The following is a 16,259-nucleotide window of genomic DNA, read 5'->3' on the forward strand; positions in this document are numbered from 1 at the left end:
CTGTCGAGATGGATCCGATCAGGCCGCAACGCGGGGCTTCGCAGCCTTGGCGGCCTGGCGCTTCGGCAGGGTCATGACGTGCGTGGCATAGAGAGTCATGCCGGTGAAGGCGAGGCCGCCGACGAGGTTGCCGAGCACGGTCGGGATCTCGTTCCAGATCAGATAGTCCATGATCGAGAACTTCGCGCCGAGCAGCAGCCCGGACGGGAACAGGAACATGTTCACGACGGAATGCTCGAACACCATGTAGAAGAACACCAGGATCGGCATCCACATCGCGATGACCTTGCCGGGCACCGAGGTCGAGATCATGGCGCCGACGACGCCGGTCGAGACCATCCAGTTGCAGAGCATGCCGCGCAAGAACAGCGTCGCCATGCCTGCCGCGCCGTGCGCCGCATAGCCGAGCGTCCGGCCCTCGCCGATGTTGCCGATCGCCGCGCCGACCTTGTCGGGGCCCTGGGTGAAGCCGAACGTCGTCACGAAGGCCATCATGAAGGCCACGGTGAAGGCGCCGGCGAAGTTGCCGACGAAGACGAGACCCCAATTGCGCAGCACGCCGCCAAGCGTCACGCCCGGGCGCTTGTCGATCAGGGCGAGCGGCGAGAGCACGAACACGCCGGTCAGAAGGTCGAAGCCCAGGAGATAAAGCATGACGAAACCGACCGGAAACAGCAGCGCACCGACCAGTGGCTGCCCGGTGTTGACGTTGATCGTGACGGCGAACCACGCCGCCAGTGCCAGGATGGCGCCGGCCATGTAGGCCCGGATGATGGTATCCCGGGTGGACATGAAGATCTTGGACTCGCCGGCATCCACCATCTTGGTGACGAATTCCGAAGGCGCGAGATACGACATCAATGGTTCCTTTGCTTCGTAAGTGAGATCGACACGCCCTCTGCGAGAGCGCGGCTGAACGTCCTGGGTCGTGCGGGCGGCCGGCCGCGCACGAGGGCTATGGAAAGAAGTTTGGAAGCCTTGGGAATCGCGTCACGAGGATTGAGCCGGCGAGGGCCGCGAAGCAGGTGAGCTTCCGGATGCAGCCGCCAGAGGCTGCAACAATGCGGCAAGCCGCAGTCTTCGTTGACGCCAATGGAAATGCAAGTTGCGTGCCGTGGGGGCGCGTCAGAAAGACGTAGCGATATCAATGCGATGGGTCTTTGCACAGACACCCATTGACGCGATCCCGGGCCTCTTGCACGAGCTACTGCACAAGCTTTGTGCGACGCACAAGAATTGGGCAGGCCGCAAGTTTCGCAAGCGGGACGAACCTGCGACAGACTGGCGCGGCCTTATTAATCTACTGATTATTCAATCTTTTTCGAAATGTCGGCCTTGGCATGAAGCTTGAATGGTTCCAAGCCGACGCCATTGAAGCCGTCCCGCGAGACTTCTCATCCGACTTGCCGACGCCACCAGACGGGGGTCTCCCCCGTCGCGCGTTCGCATGCGCCAAAGATGGCGCCGCCGGACGGACGGGCTGCTCGTGTGCACAGATGCCAATCAATTCTGCAACGACGCAAAGGACGACACTGCCTATGACTAAGCGCACCCGCCGGCCCGTGGAGACGGGCCTCAGCCGCCGTCAATTGTTGAAAGCCACCGGCTCCACCGCCGCACTTCTCGCCGCAGCAAAACTGAATTTCCCCGCCGGCGCCTTCGCGCAGGACGCGGGCCCCGAAGTCAAGGGGGCCAAGCTCGGCTTCATCGCGCTCTCCGATGCCGGCCCGCTCTTCGTTGCGAAGGACAAGGGCCTGTTCGCCAAATACGGCATGCCCGACACCGAGGTGCTGAAGCAGGCCTCCTGGGGCACCACGCGCGACAATCTCGTGCTGGGCTCTGAAGGCAACGGCATCGACGGCGCGCATATCCTCACCCCGATGCCGTATCTGATCTCGGCCGGCAAGGTGACGCAGAACAACCAGCCGACGCCGATGTACATCCTGGCGCGGCTCAATCTCGATGCTCAGTGCATCTCGGTCGCCAAGGAATATGCCGATCTCAAGGTCGGCGCGGATGCCTCGGCGCTCAAGGCGGCCTTCGAGAAGAAGAAGGCCGAGGGCAAGTCGGTGAAAGTCGCGATGACCTTTCCGGGCGGCACGCATGACCTCTGGATCCGCTATTGGCTCGCCGCAGGCGGGATCGATCCCGACAAGGACGTCGAGACCATCACGGTGCCGCCGCCCCAGATGGTGGCCAACATGAAGGTCGGCACCATGGACGCCTTCTGCGTCGGCGAACCATGGCCCGGGCAGCTCGTCCATCAGGGCATCGGCTACACCGCCGTCAACACCGGCGAAATCTGGAGCAAGCATCCTGAGAAGTCGCTCGGCATGCGCGCGGCCTGGGTCGACAAGAATCCCAAGGCTGCGAAAGCGATCCTCATGGCCGTGATGGAGGCTCAACAATGGGCCGACAAGATGGAGAACAAGGCAGAACTCGCCGCCATCATGGCGAAGCGCCAGTGGATCAACTGTCCGGTCGAAGACATTGCCGACCGCGCCAAAGGCAAGTTCGACTACGGCATTCCCGGCAAGGTGGTCGAGAACTCGCCGCATATCATGAAGTACTGGCGTGACCATGCCTCCTATCCGTTCCGGAGCCATGACCTCTGGTTCATGACCGAGGACATCCGCTGGGGCAAATATGAAGCCGGCTTCGACAGCAAGGCACTGATCGGCAAGGTCAATCGTGAGGACATGTGGCGCGACGCCGCCAAGACCCTCGGCGTCGCGGCTGCCGACATTCCGGCCTCAACCTCGCGCGGCAAGGAGACCTTCTTCGACGGCAAAGTGTTCGATCCGGAGAATCCGGCCGCCTATCTGAAGTCGCTCGCGATCAAGCGCGTCGAAGTCTGATGGAGCCAGCGGCCGCCCTTGGGCGGCCGCATCGTCCCTTGAAGCCGGAGAGAGATTGCGATGAACATGTCTGCCGCCAAAATCGAGATTGAAACCGCGACGCCTGCGGCCAGCTCCGCGCCGGTCGTCGCGATGACGCCGAGGCGTCCCCCGCGCGCCGAAGTTTACGCACGCATGGCACGAGAGACGGCCGTGCGCGTGATCCCGCCGCTGGTCGTGATCGCGCTGCTGACGCTGGTCTGGGAACTGATCTGCCGCCGCGCCGGCTCGGCGCTGCCGCCGCCGTCGAGAGTGTTCACGGACACAAAGGAGCTGATCCTCGATCCGTTCTTCGACCACGGCGGCATCGACAAGGGCCTGTTCTGGCATCTGTCCGCCAGCCTCCAGCGCGTCGCCTTCGGCTACTCGCTCTCCGCCATTGCCGGCATCGGGCTCGGCGTGCTGGTCGGACAGTCGGTCTGGGCGATGCGCGGCCTGGATCCGCTGTTCCAGGTGCTGCGCACGATTCCGCCGCTGGCCTGGCTTCCGCTGTCGCTCGCCGCGTTCCGCGACGGTCAGCCCTCGGCGATCTTCGTCATCTTCATCACTTCGATCTGGCCGATCATCATCAACACTGCGGTCGGCATCCGCAACATCCCGCAGGATTATCGCAACGTCGCCGCGGTGGTGCAGCTCAATCCGCTCGAGTTCTTCTCCAAGATCATGATCCCGGCGGCCGCGCCCTACATCTTCACCGGCCTTCGCATCGGCATCGGCCTGTCGTGGCTTGCGATCGTCGCGGCGGAAATGCTGATCGGCGGCGTCGGCATCGGCTTCTTCATCTGGGACGCCTGGAACTCCTCGCATATCAGCGAGATCGTCCTGGCGCTGTTCTATGTCGGCATCGTCGGCTTCGTGCTGGACCGCCTGATCGCGGGTCTCGGCAAGGTCGTCACCCGCGGCACCGCGCAGAACTGAGAGGAGAGAGGCCCATGACCGCCTATCTGAAGCTCGACCACATCGACAAGATCTTTACCCGCGGTGCCGCCACAACCGAGGTGCTGAAGGATATCAACCTCACGATCGAGAAGGGCGAATACGTCTCGATCATCGGCCATTCCGGCTGCGGCAAGTCGACCTTGCTCAACATCATCGCAGGTCTGACCGGCGCCACCACGGGTGGCGTGCTGCTGGAGAACCGCGAGGTCAACTCGCCGGGGCCCGACCGTGCCGTGGTGTTCCAGAACCACAGCCTGTTGCCGTGGCTCACCGTCTACGAGAACGTCAGGCTCGGCGTCGACAAGGTCTTCGCCAGGACCAAGTCCCGCGCCGAGCGCGACGCCTGGGTGATGCACAATCTCAACCTGGTGCAGATGGCCCACGCCAGAGACAAGCGCCCGTCCGAGATCTCAGGCGGCATGAAACAGCGCGTCGGTATCGCCCGGGCGCTGGCGATGGAGCCGAAGGTGCTGCTGCTGGATGAGCCGTTCGGCGCGCTCGACGCGCTGACCCGCGCGCACTTGCAGGACTCGGTGATGGCGCTGCATCAGAAGCTAGGCAACACCATCCTGATGATCACCCACGACGTCGACGAGGCCGTGCTTTTATCCGACCGCATCGTGATGATGACGAACGGGCCGAGCGCGCGCATCGGCGAGGTGCTGGAGGTGCCGCTGTCGCGGCCGCGCAAGCGGCTCGAGCTTGCCACCAACGCCACCTATTTGAAGTGTCGCCAGCGCGTGCTCGAATTCCTCTACGAGCGTCATCGCTTCGTCGAGGCCGCGTAAATCAGAAGTCAACGCGAACGATGCGCGCGCCCAATTAATCGACATCAAGCTCAATCCTTGTGCGTCGCACAAGGATTGAGCGAATCGCAAATTTAGCGTGCGAAAAAGCCTTGCGAAAGATTCGGGCAACACGAATAACGTTCTGAAATCCCTGTGTTTCCAGCGTGCGCGCAACTGGCACGGAAATTGAAACGTCTTTGCGCGACGCCAACGACGACGTCCCTCAACATCATCAATAAGCATCGTGAACTCGCCACCGGGGGTGAAGCCTCGGAGCGCGCCTCCGTGGCCGGAGGCTGAGCCTGCAACGACGCAGCGGTGAGCCTGGAAGGGATAACTCAATGACGAAGAATCCGACTTGGATTTCAGATTGGCGCCCCGAAGACGAGGTGTTCTGGAACGCGACTGGCAAGACCATCGCGCGACGCAACCTGATCTGGTCGATCGTGGCCGAGCATATCGGCTTCTCGGTCTGGCTGATCTGGAGCATCGTCACCACCAAGCTGCCGCAGGCCGGCTTCCACTACACCACCGACCAGCTGTTCCAGCTGGTCGCGGTGCCGGGCCTGATCGGCGCATTGATGCGCTTTCCCTATACATTCGCAGTGACGACGTTCGGCGGCCGCAACTGGACCATCTTCAGTGCGGCGATCCTGTTCATTCCGACCTTGTCGCTTGCCTATTTCGTGAGTCAGCCCGACACGCCGTTCTGGCTGATGCTGCTGATCGCCTCGACCGCGGGTCTCGGCGGCGGCAATTTCGCCTCCAGCATGACCAATATCTCCTTCTTCTTCCCCGATAGGATGAAGGGGTGGGCGCTCGGCCTGAATGCGGCCGGCGGCAATATCGGCGTCTCCAGCGTGCAGCTCCTGACCCCGATCCTGATGACGCTGGCGGTCTTCAACCTGTATCAGGCAACGCCCGTCGACGGCATCTTCCTCCAGAATGCCGGCCTGATGTGGGTGCTGCCGATCGCGATCGCGGTGCTCGGCGCGGTGTTCTTCATGAACAACCTCACCACCGCGAAATCGTCGGTGAAGAACCAGCTCGCGATCGTCAAGCGCAAGCACACTTGGATCATGGCGTACCTCTATATCGGCACGTTCGGCTCCTTCATCGGCTATTCCGCGGCGTTTCCGCTGCTGATCAAGACGCAATTCCCGTCGATCTCGATCTCGATCGCGTTCCTCGGGCCCCTGGTCGGCTCGCTGTCGCGTCCCTTCGGCGGCTGGCTCGCCGACAAGGTCGGGGGCTCCATCATCACCTTCTGGAACTTCATCCTGATGACAGCGGCCACCGTCGGCGTGCTCTACTTCGTCGGACAGAAGGACTTCATCGGCTTCCTGTCGATGTTCCTGATTCTGTTCGTGACGACGGGCATCGGCAACGGCTCGACCTACCGCATGATCCCTTCGATCTTCCGCGAGCAGAACCTGTTCAAGGTTCGCGGCAAGGGCGATGCGGAGCGCGCGGCCGCCTTGAAGACGGCGAGCATCGAAAGCGGCGCGGCGGTCGGTTTCATCGGCGCGGTCGGTGCGGTCGGCGGCTATCTGATCCCCAGCGGCTTCGGCAAGTCGATCGCCTTGACGGGCGGCCCGCAGCTCGCGCTTGCGATCTATCTGGCCTTCTACGCCTCCTGCCTCGCTCTGACCTGGTGGTTCTACCTGCGTCGCAGCCCGCAGGGCGAAGGCGCGCCAAGCCTCGCCGAGGCTCGCGTGTAGCACTTGGTACAAATCTCGCTTCTCCCCGTACGCGGGGAGAAGTCCCTCTGATGACGTTTGATCCATGAACTTTTTCCGCAACGGCGCGGACGAAGGCAGACCGAAACAGACAGGAGAACATCATGACGCCAGAACAGATCGCCCTCATTCAGCAGAGCTTCGTCAAGGTCGCGCCGATATCGGAGCAGGCCGCAGTGCTGTTCTACGATCGTCTGTTCGAGGTGGCGCCGTCCGTGCGCGCGATGTTTCCCGAGGACATGACCGAGCAGCGCAAGAAGCTGATGGGCATGCTCGCCGCCGTCGTCGGCGGCCTGTCGAATCTGGACTCGATTCTTCCCGCGGCCTCCGCGCTCGCCAAGCGTCACGTCGCTTACGGTGCGGTGGCCGAGCACTATCCGGTGGTCGGGGCGACCCTGCTGTGGACCCTGGAGAAGGGTCTTGGCGAAGGCTGGACGCCCGAACTGGCAAAGGCCTGGACCGACGCCTACGGCGTGCTGTCCGGCTACATGATGTCCGAGGCCTACGGCGCACAGCCGCAGGCCGCTGAATAGGAGATGTCTCGTGAGTGAACCGCTGGTCATCGTCGGTAACGGTATGGCGGCCGCGCGTCTGGTCGACGAGCTCGCCAAGACCTCGCTCGGCCGCTACGCGGTCGCCGTTATCGGCGAGGAGCCGCGGCTCGCTTACAACCGCGTGCTGCTCTCATCGGTGCTGGCCGGCGAGACCGGCTCGCACGAGATCGAGCTCCGGCCGGCGGACTGGTGGCGCCATCGCGGCGTCACCGTGCGCTACGGCTATCGCGTCACCGAAATCGACGTCGGCCGCCGCGAGCTGAAGATCGAAGGCGAGGAGAGCATGGAATATTCCAAGCTCGTGCTCGCCACCGGCTCGACGCCGCTGCGGCTCAATTTGCCGGGCGCTGACCTCGCCGGTGTGCATACTTTTCGCGATACGCGCGACGTCGACCTTTTGCTGACGCTGGCCGCGGCCAGGAAGCGCGTCGTCGTGGTCGGCGGCGGCCTGCTCGGACTTGAAGCAGCCTACGGCCTCGCCAAGGCGGGCGCGCCGGTGACGCTGCTGCATCTGATGGACCGGCTGATGGAGCGCCAGCTCGATGGGCCGGCTGCCGATCTGCTCAAGACGCTGGTCGAGCGCAAGGGCATCCGCATCCTGCTCAACGCCTCGACCGCCCGCATCCATGGCGATGGACATGTCGAAGCCGTCGAGCTTGCCGATGGCAGCCGTATCGAGGCCGACGCCGTGATCTTCGCTGCCGGCATCAAGCCGAACGTCGCGCTGGCAAAGGAGGCGGGGATCGCCGTCAACCGCGGCGTCGTCGTCAACGACGTGATGCAGACCTCCTCCTCCGACATTTTCGCGCTCGGCGAATGTGCCGAGCATCGCGGCACCTGCTACGGCCTGGTCGAGCCCGCCTATGAGCAGGCGCGGGTGCTGGCGCGGCACTTGGCCGGCCGGCCCGCCGCCTATCAGGGCAGCGTGGTCTCGACCAACCTCAAGGTCTCCGGCGTCAGCGTGTTCTCCGCCGGCGACTTCATGGGCGGGGAGGGCAGCGAGAGCCTGGTGCTGACCGACCGCAGGCGCGGCACCTACAAGAAGCTCGTGATCGCGGACGGCCGGCTCACCGGTGCGGTGCTGATCGGCGATAACGTCGATGCGCTCTGGTATCTCGAGCTGATCCGCAATGGCGACAAGGTGGCGGCGATCCGCACCGACATGATGTTCGGCCGCGCGCTCGCGCGTCCCTCCAAGGCAGCGTGACCAGCCAGCTTGACAAGGCAGTTCGACATGACGGCAATTGATCCCTCGCTCCGCGCCACCAAGACGACCTGTCCTTATTGCGGCGTCGGTTGCGGCGTGCTGGCGACGCCTGACGGCAAGGGTGGCGCGGCGATCGCGGGCGATCCTGATCATCCCGCCAATTTCGGCCGGCTCTGCTCCAAGGGCTCGGCGCTCGGCGAGACCGTCGGGCTGGAAAATCGGCTGCTCTATCCGATGATCCGCTGCAAGGGCGTGCTGGAGCGTGTCGCCTGGAGCGATGCGCTCGATCACGTCGCCCATCGCATGCAGCACATCGTGGCCCGCGACGGCGCCGACGCGGTCGCGTTCTATCTCTCCGGCCAACTCCTCACCGAGGACTATTACGTCGCCAACAAGCTGATGAAGGGCTTTGTCGGCACGGCGAATGTCGACACCAATTCGCGGCTCTGCATGTCCTCCTCCGTCGCCGGTCATCGCCGCGCCTTCGGCGCCGACACCGTGCCCGGCTGCTACGAGGATCTCGACCAGGCCGATCTGCTCGTCTTCGTCGGCTCGAATGCGGCCTGGTGCCATCCCGTCCTGTTTCAGCGCATGCTGAAGAACCGGCAGGAGCGCGGCGCGCGCATGGTCGTGATCGATCCGCGCCGCACCGACACCGCCGGCGATGTCGATCTCTTCCTCGGCCTCAAGCCCGGCACCGACACGGCGCTGTTCTCCGGCCTCTTCGTTCATCTTGCCGACAATGGTGCGTTGGATCGGGACTACATCGCCACCAACACGTCGGGATTCGATGACGCGCTGGCACGCGCGCGCAACATCGCCGGCAGTGTCACTGCAACGGCGCTTGCCACGGGCCTCTCCGAGCAGGACGTCGCGACCTTCTTCAAGATGTTCCGCGACACCGAGAAGGTCGTCACGCTCTATTCGCAGGGCGTCAACCAGTCGGCGCAGGGCACCGACAAGGTCAACGCGATCCTGAACTGCCATCTCGCGACGGGGCGCATCGGCAAGCCGGGCGCCTCGCCGTTCTCGCTCACCGGTCAGCCCAATGCGATGGGCGGCCGCGAGGTCGGCGGCCTCGCCAATATGCTGGCCGCCCACATGGGCTTCACGCCGCCGGACATCGATCGTGTCAGGCGGTTCTGGAAGGCGCCCCGCATCGCCACCCATGAGGGCCTGAAGGCGGTGCAGTTGTTCGAGGCCATCAATCGCGGTGAGGTCAAGGCGCTCTGGGTGATGGGCACCAATCCCGCGGTGTCGCTGCCCGATGCGGACTTCGTGCGCGAGGCGTTGAAGAAGCTCGAGTTGTTCGTGGTCTCCGAGAACGTGCTGTCCAACGACACCGTCGAGGCGGGTCCGCACGTGCTGCTGCCGGCGCTGGCCTGGGGCGAGAAGTCGGGCACGGTGACCAATTCCGAACGCCGCATCTCGCGCCAGCGCTCGTTCCTGCCGGCGCCGGGCGAGGCGCGCCCCGATTGGTGGATCCTGAGCGAGACCGCAAAGCGTCTCGGCTTCGGCGACAGTTTCAACTACAAATCCGCCGCCGAGATTTTCCGTGAGCACGCCGCGCTTTCGGCGTTCGAGAACGATGGCAGCCGCGATTTCGACATTGGCGCGCTGACCGCGCTGTCCGACGAAGCCTTCGACGCCTTGAAGCCGGTGCAATGGCCGATGCGCGAAGGCGGCGTGCCCGGAGAGCGCTTCTTCGCGAGCGGCGGCTTCTTCACCAATGACGGCAAGGGCCGCTTCGTTGCCCCGGAGGTGCCGTTACTGCGCAGCGAGACCGGTCCCTCGCGCCCCCTCAGGCTCAACACCGGGCGCATCCGCGATCAGTGGCACACCATGACGCGCACCGGCCTCAGCCAGCGGCTCGGCGCGCATCTGCCCGAGCCGTACGTCGAGATCCACCCCGATGACGCCAGCAAGTATGGCATCGTCCATGACGGCTATGCCCGCGTCACCACCGACTACGGCCAATGCATCCTGAAAGTTGTTGTGAGCGATCGCCAGCAGCGCGGCGCGCTGTTCGTGCCGATCCACTGGAGCGCGATGAATGCCTCGCAGGGCCGCGTCGGAGCGCTGGTGCAGTCGTTCACCGATCCGTTCTCCGGACAGCCCGAGTCCAAGGCGACGCCGGCCGCGATCGCGCCGTATGAATTCGTCTTCCGCGGCTTTGCGCTGTCGCGACAGCAGCTCGACCTTCCCTCAAACCTGTTGTGGACCCGCGTCACGGTCGCCGGCGGCTTCGGCTATCTGTTCGCCGACAATGCGGATCTGTCGCGCTGGCCGGCCTGGCTCGATGGCGTCGCCGGCGAGGACGTCGCCGAATATCGCGATTTTGGCGGCGGCATCTATCGCGCCGCCTCCTTCGCCGGAGATCGCATCGAGACCTGCCTGTTCGTCGGCCCCGGGCACGACGCCGGCGATTGGGAGGCGGTCAGAACTGCCTTTGCGGCCGATTGCGTCACCGACGAGCAGCGCCGCATGCTGCTGTCGGGCAGATCGACGGAGGGGGCGGCCTCGACCGGGCCGATCGTCTGCGCCTGTTTCGGCGTCGGCCGCGGCACCATCTGCGACACCATCGCCGCCGGCGCGCGCACGGCGGCCGAGATCGGTGCCGAGCTCAAGGCCGGCACCAATTGCGGCTCCTGCATCCCCGAGCTGAAGCGGCTGATTGCGACGACGGACGTGCCGGTGAAAGAAGCCAAGCTCGCGGGCGCGGCGGGGTAAGCGAGCTCGCTCTCGCCCCCGGACGCAGCGCAGCGTCTTGTCGACGATGCGGCTGCAGAGCCGGGGCCCATTTGACAGCGGAGTGCTTGGCTTTTCTGGGTCGCGGCTCTGCGCCGCAACGCTTGCGCGTTGCAGCGCGTCCGGGTCACGAGAGCGGTTACCTCCGTCCCAATCGACGCGCCCTCGATAGTGCCCTATGCTGCCGCGCGCTCTCTCTCAACAGTCGCAACAACAATGATGTACCTGGAAACGCCGCCGCGGCCGATCGAAACCACGCTGTTCTCCGCCATGCCTGACAAGTTCCGCCGCAAGGGGGTGCGCAGCGATTGGGCCGATGCCAACCGGCCACATGTGCCGACCGACAGTTTCATCGAAGGGCCATCCTTCGACACGGACGGCAACCTCTACATCGTCGACATTCCCTTCGGCCGCATCTTTCGCATCGCGCCTGATGGCGAGTGGTCGCTGGTGATCGAGTACGAGGGATGGCCGAACGGACTGAAGATCGCCGCCGACGGCCGCGTGCTGGTTGCCGACTACATGCACGGCATCATGGAGCTCGATGTCAAAGCGGGCCGCATGACACCGGTCCTGACCGCGCGCAATTCTGAATCGTTTCGCGGCTGCAACGATCTGCATCTGGCCTCCAACGGCGATATCTTTTTCACCGATCAGGGCCAGACCGGGCTGCATGACCCGAGTGGCCGGGTCTATCGGCTGGCATCGAACGGCCGGCTCGATTGCCTGATCAACAGCGGCATCAGCCCCAACGGCCTGGTGCTCGATCCAACCGAAACCGTGCTGTTCGTGGCGATGACGCGCGACAATGCGGTGTGGCGGCTACCGTTCATGAAGGACGGCAGCGTGTCCAAGGTCGGCCGCTTCTGCTCGCTGTTCGGCACCAGCGGTCCCGATGGCATGACTATGGATGCGAAGGGCCGCTTGTTCGTCGGCCACGCCTCGCTCGGCCATGTCTTCGTGTTCGCGCCAAACGGCGAGTTGATCGCGCGGATCAAGTCGTGCGCGGGGCCGAACTGCACCAACGTCGCAATCGGTGGCGCCAGGAAAGACAGGCTCTATATCACGGAGTCGTCGACCGGCAGCATTCTGGTCGCCGACATCGGCGGATTGAACCTCTGAGCTTGGTAGCGGTTGGCTGAGCGGAAAAGGACGACAGCGGAGCGAGCATGGACACAAAACCCTTCGGCCAAACCGGCGCCAACGTCTCCGTCGTCGGGCAGGGCACCTGGTATCTCGACCACGGCGACCGCAAGCGTGCGGTTGCCGCGCTTCAGCGCGGGCTCGATCTCGGCATGACGCATATCGACACCGCCGAGATGTATGGCGATGCGGAGCTCGTCATTGCCGATGCCATCGCGGGACGTCGCGATGAGGTGTTCCTGGTCTCCAAGGTGCTGCCGAGCAATGCCTCGCGCCGCGGAACCATCACTGCCTGCGAGCGCTCGCTGAAGCGGCTCAAGACCGACCGTCTCGACTGCTACCTCCTGCACTGGCGCGGTTCCTATCCGCTGCAAGATACGGTGGCGGCGTTCGAGGAGCTGGTGAAGGCAGGCAAGATCAAGTCCTGGGGTGTCTCCAATTTCGACGCCGACGATCTCGACGAGATTCTCGATGTCTCCGGGAAGGGCCGGATCGCCTGCAATCAGGTGCTCTATCATCTGAAGGAGCGCGCGATCGAGCATGCGGTGATCCCCTGGTGCGAGAAACATGGCGTCGCGGTGGTCGCCTATTCGCCGTTCGGCCACGATGATTTTCCGGATGCGCGCAGCAAGGGCGGCGCCGTGCTGGCGCGCATCGCAGAGGCGCGACGCGCGACGCCGCGTCAGGTCGCGCTGAGCTTCCTCACCCGTGCGACTACGGTGTTCGCGATCCCGAAGGCGTCATCGCCGGAACATGCCGGCGAGAATGCGGCGGCCGGCGACCTCGTGCTGACGAAAGACGAGATTGCGGCGCTCGATGTCGCGTTTCCGCGCGGTCCGAAGCCGCGCGGCCTGCCCATGCTGTAATGCACAAACGCCCATTATTAACGGAGCATTGACGCGCGCGGCGGCCCGCGCATATCGGCATCCTGTTTTCGGAAGTTGTGAACACGGCGCAATTGGCGTTTTTTACAACGTCCCTCGATTCGCATTTTGCCCGGGTTCCTGCCGTGACACCGCCGCCTGCCGCAGCCGCAAGGCTCGACAATATTCCCATGCCTGTGCCGGAGAAGAAGCAGAAGGCCCGCCGCGCGCCCGCGCGCGTCGACCATCCCTTCAAGGGCATCGCGCTGGTGCTGTTGTCGACGGTATTCCTCGGCACTTCCGACGTCACCGCGAAATATCTCTCGACCAGCCTGCCGTCGATCGAGATTACCTGGATCCGCTTCGTCACCTTCGCCCTGATGTTCACGCCGGTGATGCTGCCCGGCTCGCCGCTCCATGCGATGCGCACCGAGCGGCTCGGACTGCAGCTGATGCGCGGTGCCGCGCTGCTCGGCTCCTCACTGTTCTTCATCACCGGCCTGAGCTTCCTTCCGATTGCGGAGGCTTCCGCCACCGGCTTCGTCTCGCCGCTGTTCGTCACCGCACTGTCGATCATCTTCCTGAGCGAGAAGGTCGGCATGCGGCGCTGGATCGCGACCGCGATCGGCCTGACGGGCGTCTTGATCATCCTGCGGCCGGGCACGAGTGCGTTTCATGCCGCCGCGTTCTTCCCGATCATCTCGGCATTCTGCTGGGCTGCCGCGCTGATCCTGACGCGCATGATGAGCGGCCGCGAGGCCGTGCTCACCACCATGGCCTATTCCGCGCTGACCGGCGTTGCCATGCTGTCCCTGATGGTGCCGTTCGTCTGGGTCACGCCGAGCTGGACGGGAATCGGCCTCGGCATCCTGATCGGTGTTGCCTCGACCGTCGGCCAGTGGATCATCGTGCTGGCCTATCGCTACGGCGATGCCTCGGTGCTGGCGCCGTTCTCCTACACGCAACTGCTCTGGGTCAGCATTTTGGGCTTCTTCATCTTCGGCGAAGTCCCGGACGTCTGGACCGTCGTCGGCGCCGCCTTCATCGTCGCCAGCGGCCTCTACATCGCCCATCGCGAGCGCGTCCGTCGGGCCCAATTGCTGGTCTTGGAAGAGCGTTCCCCGAACCCCTGACGCAAGTCACTGCGTCCCGCTTCGTGCTATCAACGGCTCCAACAAAAAGGGGAGGAGCCGGATGCGCGCTGCGATTTTCAGGAACGGTGAGATTGTCGTTGGCGAGATGGCCGAGCCCAAGCCCGGCGCCGGCCAGGTGCTGGTCAAGACGCTCGCCTGCGGCATCTGCGGCTCCGACCTGCACGCGCGCCAGCACGCCCATCGCATGGTGGAGATGGCGCAGAAGACCGGCCGCAGGCCGATGGACCTCTCCCGCGACGTCGTGTTCGGCCACGAGTTCTGCTGCGAGATCGTCGACTACGGAGCCGGCACCGCGCGCAAGTTCAAGCCGGGCACACGCGTCTGCTCGCTGCCGGCGCTGGTGACGCCCGGGGGGATCGAAGGCATCGGCTATTCCAACGACAATATTGGCGGCTATGCCGAGGCGATGCTGCTCAGCGAAGCGCTGCTGCTCGAAGTGCCCAATGGTCTGGCGCCGGAACACGCCGCGCTGACCGAGCCGCTTGCCGTCGGCGTCCACGCCGTGGCGAAAGCCAATATTCGTGGCGACGAGGTGCCGCTGGTGATCGGCTGCGGCCCGGTTGGGCTTGCGGTGATCGCCGCGCTGAAGCTGAGAGGACTGCATCCGATCGTCGCCGCCGATTATTCGCCGGCACGGCGCGCGCTCGCAGCCAGGCTCGGCGCCGATATCGTCGTCGATCCCAAGGCGTCGCAACCCTATGCGACCTGGGCCGAGCACGCGCAGATGTCGGACGCGGAGAAAGCGGCACGGCCGCCGTTGCAGGCGATGCTGCCGGCGCTGAAGCCCGCGATCATTTTCGAATGCGTCGGCGTGCCCGGTCTGCTGCAGCAGGTGTTCGAAGGCGCGCCGCGTGACGCACGCATTGTTGTTGTCGGCGTCTGCATGGAGAGCGACAGAAACGAGCCGATGCTCGGCATCATGAAGGAGCTGAACGTCCAATACGTGCTCGGCTACACGCCGGAGGAGTTCGCTGCGTCACTGCGCCTGATCGCCGAAGGGCAGGTGGACGCCGCCGCCATGGTGACGGCCGAGGTCGGACTCGACGGCGTCACCAAGGCGTTCGCCGACCTCGCCAATCCCGAAGCGCACACCAAGATCATCGTGCAGCCGTGGCGGTGACTCCTGCTGCGTAGTTAGTGCCGTAGGGTGGGCAAAGGCGCAAAGCGCCGTGCCCCTTCAGACGCCGTGCTCGTCATGGTGGGCACGCTACGCTTTGCCCACCCTACGAAACGCTTCGTCAATATTTCGCCGGCACGTACATCTCCGGCGGGACTGGGCCTCTCTGATAGTCGGGGTTGCGGACGCGCGGCGGCAGCGTCACCGGAGCCCGCGCGACCTCCTGGTACGGGATCTGAGTCAATAGATGTGCGATGCAGTTGAGCCGGGCGCGCTTCTTGTCCACGGCATCGACGATCCACCATGGGCTATCCGGCAGGTGCGTGTACTCCAGCATCGTCTCCTTGGCCTTGGTGTAAGCCTCCCAGCGACTGCGGGACTCGACGTCCATCGGGCTCAGCTTCCATTGCTTCAGGGGATCCTTGATGCGCATGGTGAAGCGGAACTGCTGCTCGTCGTCGGTGATCGAGAACCAGTACTTGACCAGGATGATGCCGGAGCGGATCAGCATGCGCTCGAATTCCGGCACCGACTTGAAGAACTCCTGATATTCGTCCTCCGAGCAGAAGCCCATCACGCGCTCGACCCCGGCGCGGTTGTACCAGCTACGGTCGAACAGCACGATTTCGCCGCCGGCCGGCAGGTGCGCGACGTAGCGCTGGAAATACCATTGCGTGCGCTCGCGCTCGTTTGGCGCCGGAAGCGCCGCGACGCGGCAGATGCGGGGATTGAGTCGCTGGGTGATGCGCTTGATCACGCCGCCCTTTCCGGCGGAGTCGCGGCCCTCGAACAGCACCACGACCTTCTTCTTCTCGCTCTGCACCCAGTCCTGGAGCTTGACGAGCTCGCCCTGGAGGCGAAGCAGTTCCCGGAAATAGAGCCTGCGATCGACCGTCGGTTTCAGCGTTCCGGCCTCGTCAAGGAGCTCGTCGAGACGGGTGTCATCCAGCTCCATCTCGAGTTCCTCGTCGAGATCGTCGGCCATTTCCTGGATGATGCGCTCGCGCTTGGAGATCTGGGATTTGCGATCGGATGCGGTCATGGGTCCTTCTCTCGGCTCGGATACCAGTCACCAACGACCATCGGCGGGGTTTGTTGCGACCATGTGAC

The 16,259-nt window shown here is 64.4% G+C and carries 13 protein-coding genes; 11 read left to right on the plus strand and 2 right to left on the minus strand.

From position 1 onward, the window contains the following. Nucleotides 1-18: 18 nt before the first annotated feature. Nucleotides 19-858: a formate/nitrite transporter family protein gene (locus AC066S_RS04330; protein WP_126256525.1), complete on the minus strand. Its 840-nt coding sequence runs from the start codon at nucleotides 856-858 to the stop codon at nucleotides 19-21. Between the two features lie 680 nt (nucleotides 859-1,538). On the opposite strand from AC066S_RS04330, the gene AC066S_RS04335 reads away from it, so the two are divergent. The 11 genes from AC066S_RS04335 to AC066S_RS04385 all read left to right on the plus strand — a co-directional run bounded on the left by AC066S_RS04335 (nucleotide 1,539) and on the right by AC066S_RS04385 (nucleotide 15,152). Next, complete coding sequence (locus AC066S_RS04335) at nucleotides 1,539-2,858, plus strand: CmpA/NrtA family ABC transporter substrate-binding protein (protein WP_126256524.1); 1,320 nt, start codon at nucleotides 1,539-1,541, stop codon at nucleotides 2,856-2,858. A gap of 60 nt (nucleotides 2,859-2,918) precedes the next feature. After that, nucleotides 2,919-3,815 (plus strand): nitrate ABC transporter permease, encoded by an 897-nt coding sequence (gene ntrB / locus AC066S_RS04340; protein ID WP_126256523.1) that lies wholly within the window; start codon nucleotides 2,919-2,921, stop codon nucleotides 3,813-3,815. A gap of 14 nt (nucleotides 3,816-3,829) precedes the next feature. Then, on the plus strand, nucleotides 3,830-4,624 hold the full coding sequence (locus AC066S_RS04345) for an ABC transporter ATP-binding protein (RefSeq protein WP_135162322.1): 795 nt from the start codon (nucleotides 3,830-3,832) through the stop codon (nucleotides 4,622-4,624). A 341-nt stretch (nucleotides 4,625-4,965) separates the two neighbouring features. Next, nucleotides 4,966-6,345 (plus strand): MFS transporter, encoded by a 1,380-nt coding sequence (locus AC066S_RS04350; protein WP_478268986.1) that lies wholly within the window; start codon nucleotides 4,966-4,968, stop codon nucleotides 6,343-6,345. Nucleotides 6,346-6,467: 122 nt separating this feature from the next. Then, nucleotides 6,468-6,896: a globin family protein gene (locus AC066S_RS04355; RefSeq protein ID WP_478268987.1), complete on the plus strand. Its 429-nt coding sequence runs from the start codon at nucleotides 6,468-6,470 to the stop codon at nucleotides 6,894-6,896. A 10-nt stretch (nucleotides 6,897-6,906) separates the two neighbouring features. Further along, the gene (locus AC066S_RS04360) at nucleotides 6,907-8,124 is read left to right on the plus strand and encodes an NAD(P)/FAD-dependent oxidoreductase (RefSeq protein WP_135162324.1); all 1,218 of its coding nucleotides are present in this window, start codon (nucleotides 6,907-6,909) and stop codon (nucleotides 8,122-8,124) included. A gap of 27 nt (nucleotides 8,125-8,151) precedes the next feature. Continuing rightward, nucleotides 8,152-10,854, plus strand: a complete 2,703-nt coding sequence (locus AC066S_RS04365) for a nitrate reductase (protein ID WP_478268988.1) — start codon at nucleotides 8,152-8,154, stop codon at nucleotides 10,852-10,854. Nucleotides 10,855-11,091: 237 nt separating this feature from the next. Beyond that, nucleotides 11,092-11,994 carry an SMP-30/gluconolactonase/LRE family protein gene (locus AC066S_RS04370; protein ID WP_478269319.1) on the plus strand — a complete coding sequence of 301 codons (903 nt, stop codon included), beginning with the start codon at nucleotides 11,092-11,094 and terminating at the stop codon, nucleotides 11,992-11,994. A 47-nt stretch (nucleotides 11,995-12,041) separates the two neighbouring features. Continuing rightward, nucleotides 12,042-12,881: an aldo/keto reductase gene (locus AC066S_RS04375; protein ID WP_126256517.1), complete on the plus strand. Its 840-nt coding sequence runs from the start codon at nucleotides 12,042-12,044 to the stop codon at nucleotides 12,879-12,881. A gap of 188 nt (nucleotides 12,882-13,069) precedes the next feature. Next, nucleotides 13,070-14,011 carry a DMT family transporter gene (locus AC066S_RS04380; RefSeq protein WP_164718494.1) on the plus strand — a complete coding sequence of 314 codons (942 nt, stop codon included), beginning with the start codon at nucleotides 13,070-13,072 and terminating at the stop codon, nucleotides 14,009-14,011. Between the two features lie 61 nt (nucleotides 14,012-14,072). Further along, entirely contained in the window at nucleotides 14,073-15,152 is a 1,080-nt protein-coding gene (locus AC066S_RS04385) for a zinc-binding dehydrogenase (protein ID WP_478268989.1), read from the plus strand. A gap of 118 nt (nucleotides 15,153-15,270) precedes the next feature. On the opposite strand, the gene ppk2 is transcribed toward AC066S_RS04385, so the two are convergent. Further along, on the minus strand, nucleotides 15,271-16,191 hold the full coding sequence (gene ppk2, locus AC066S_RS04390; RefSeq protein WP_135167939.1) for a polyphosphate kinase 2: 921 nt from the start codon (nucleotides 16,189-16,191) through the stop codon (nucleotides 15,271-15,273). Nucleotides 16,192-16,259: the final 68 nt, after the last annotated feature.

The sequence above is a fragment of the Bradyrhizobium sp. CFUWI genome, from assembly GCF_056429085.1.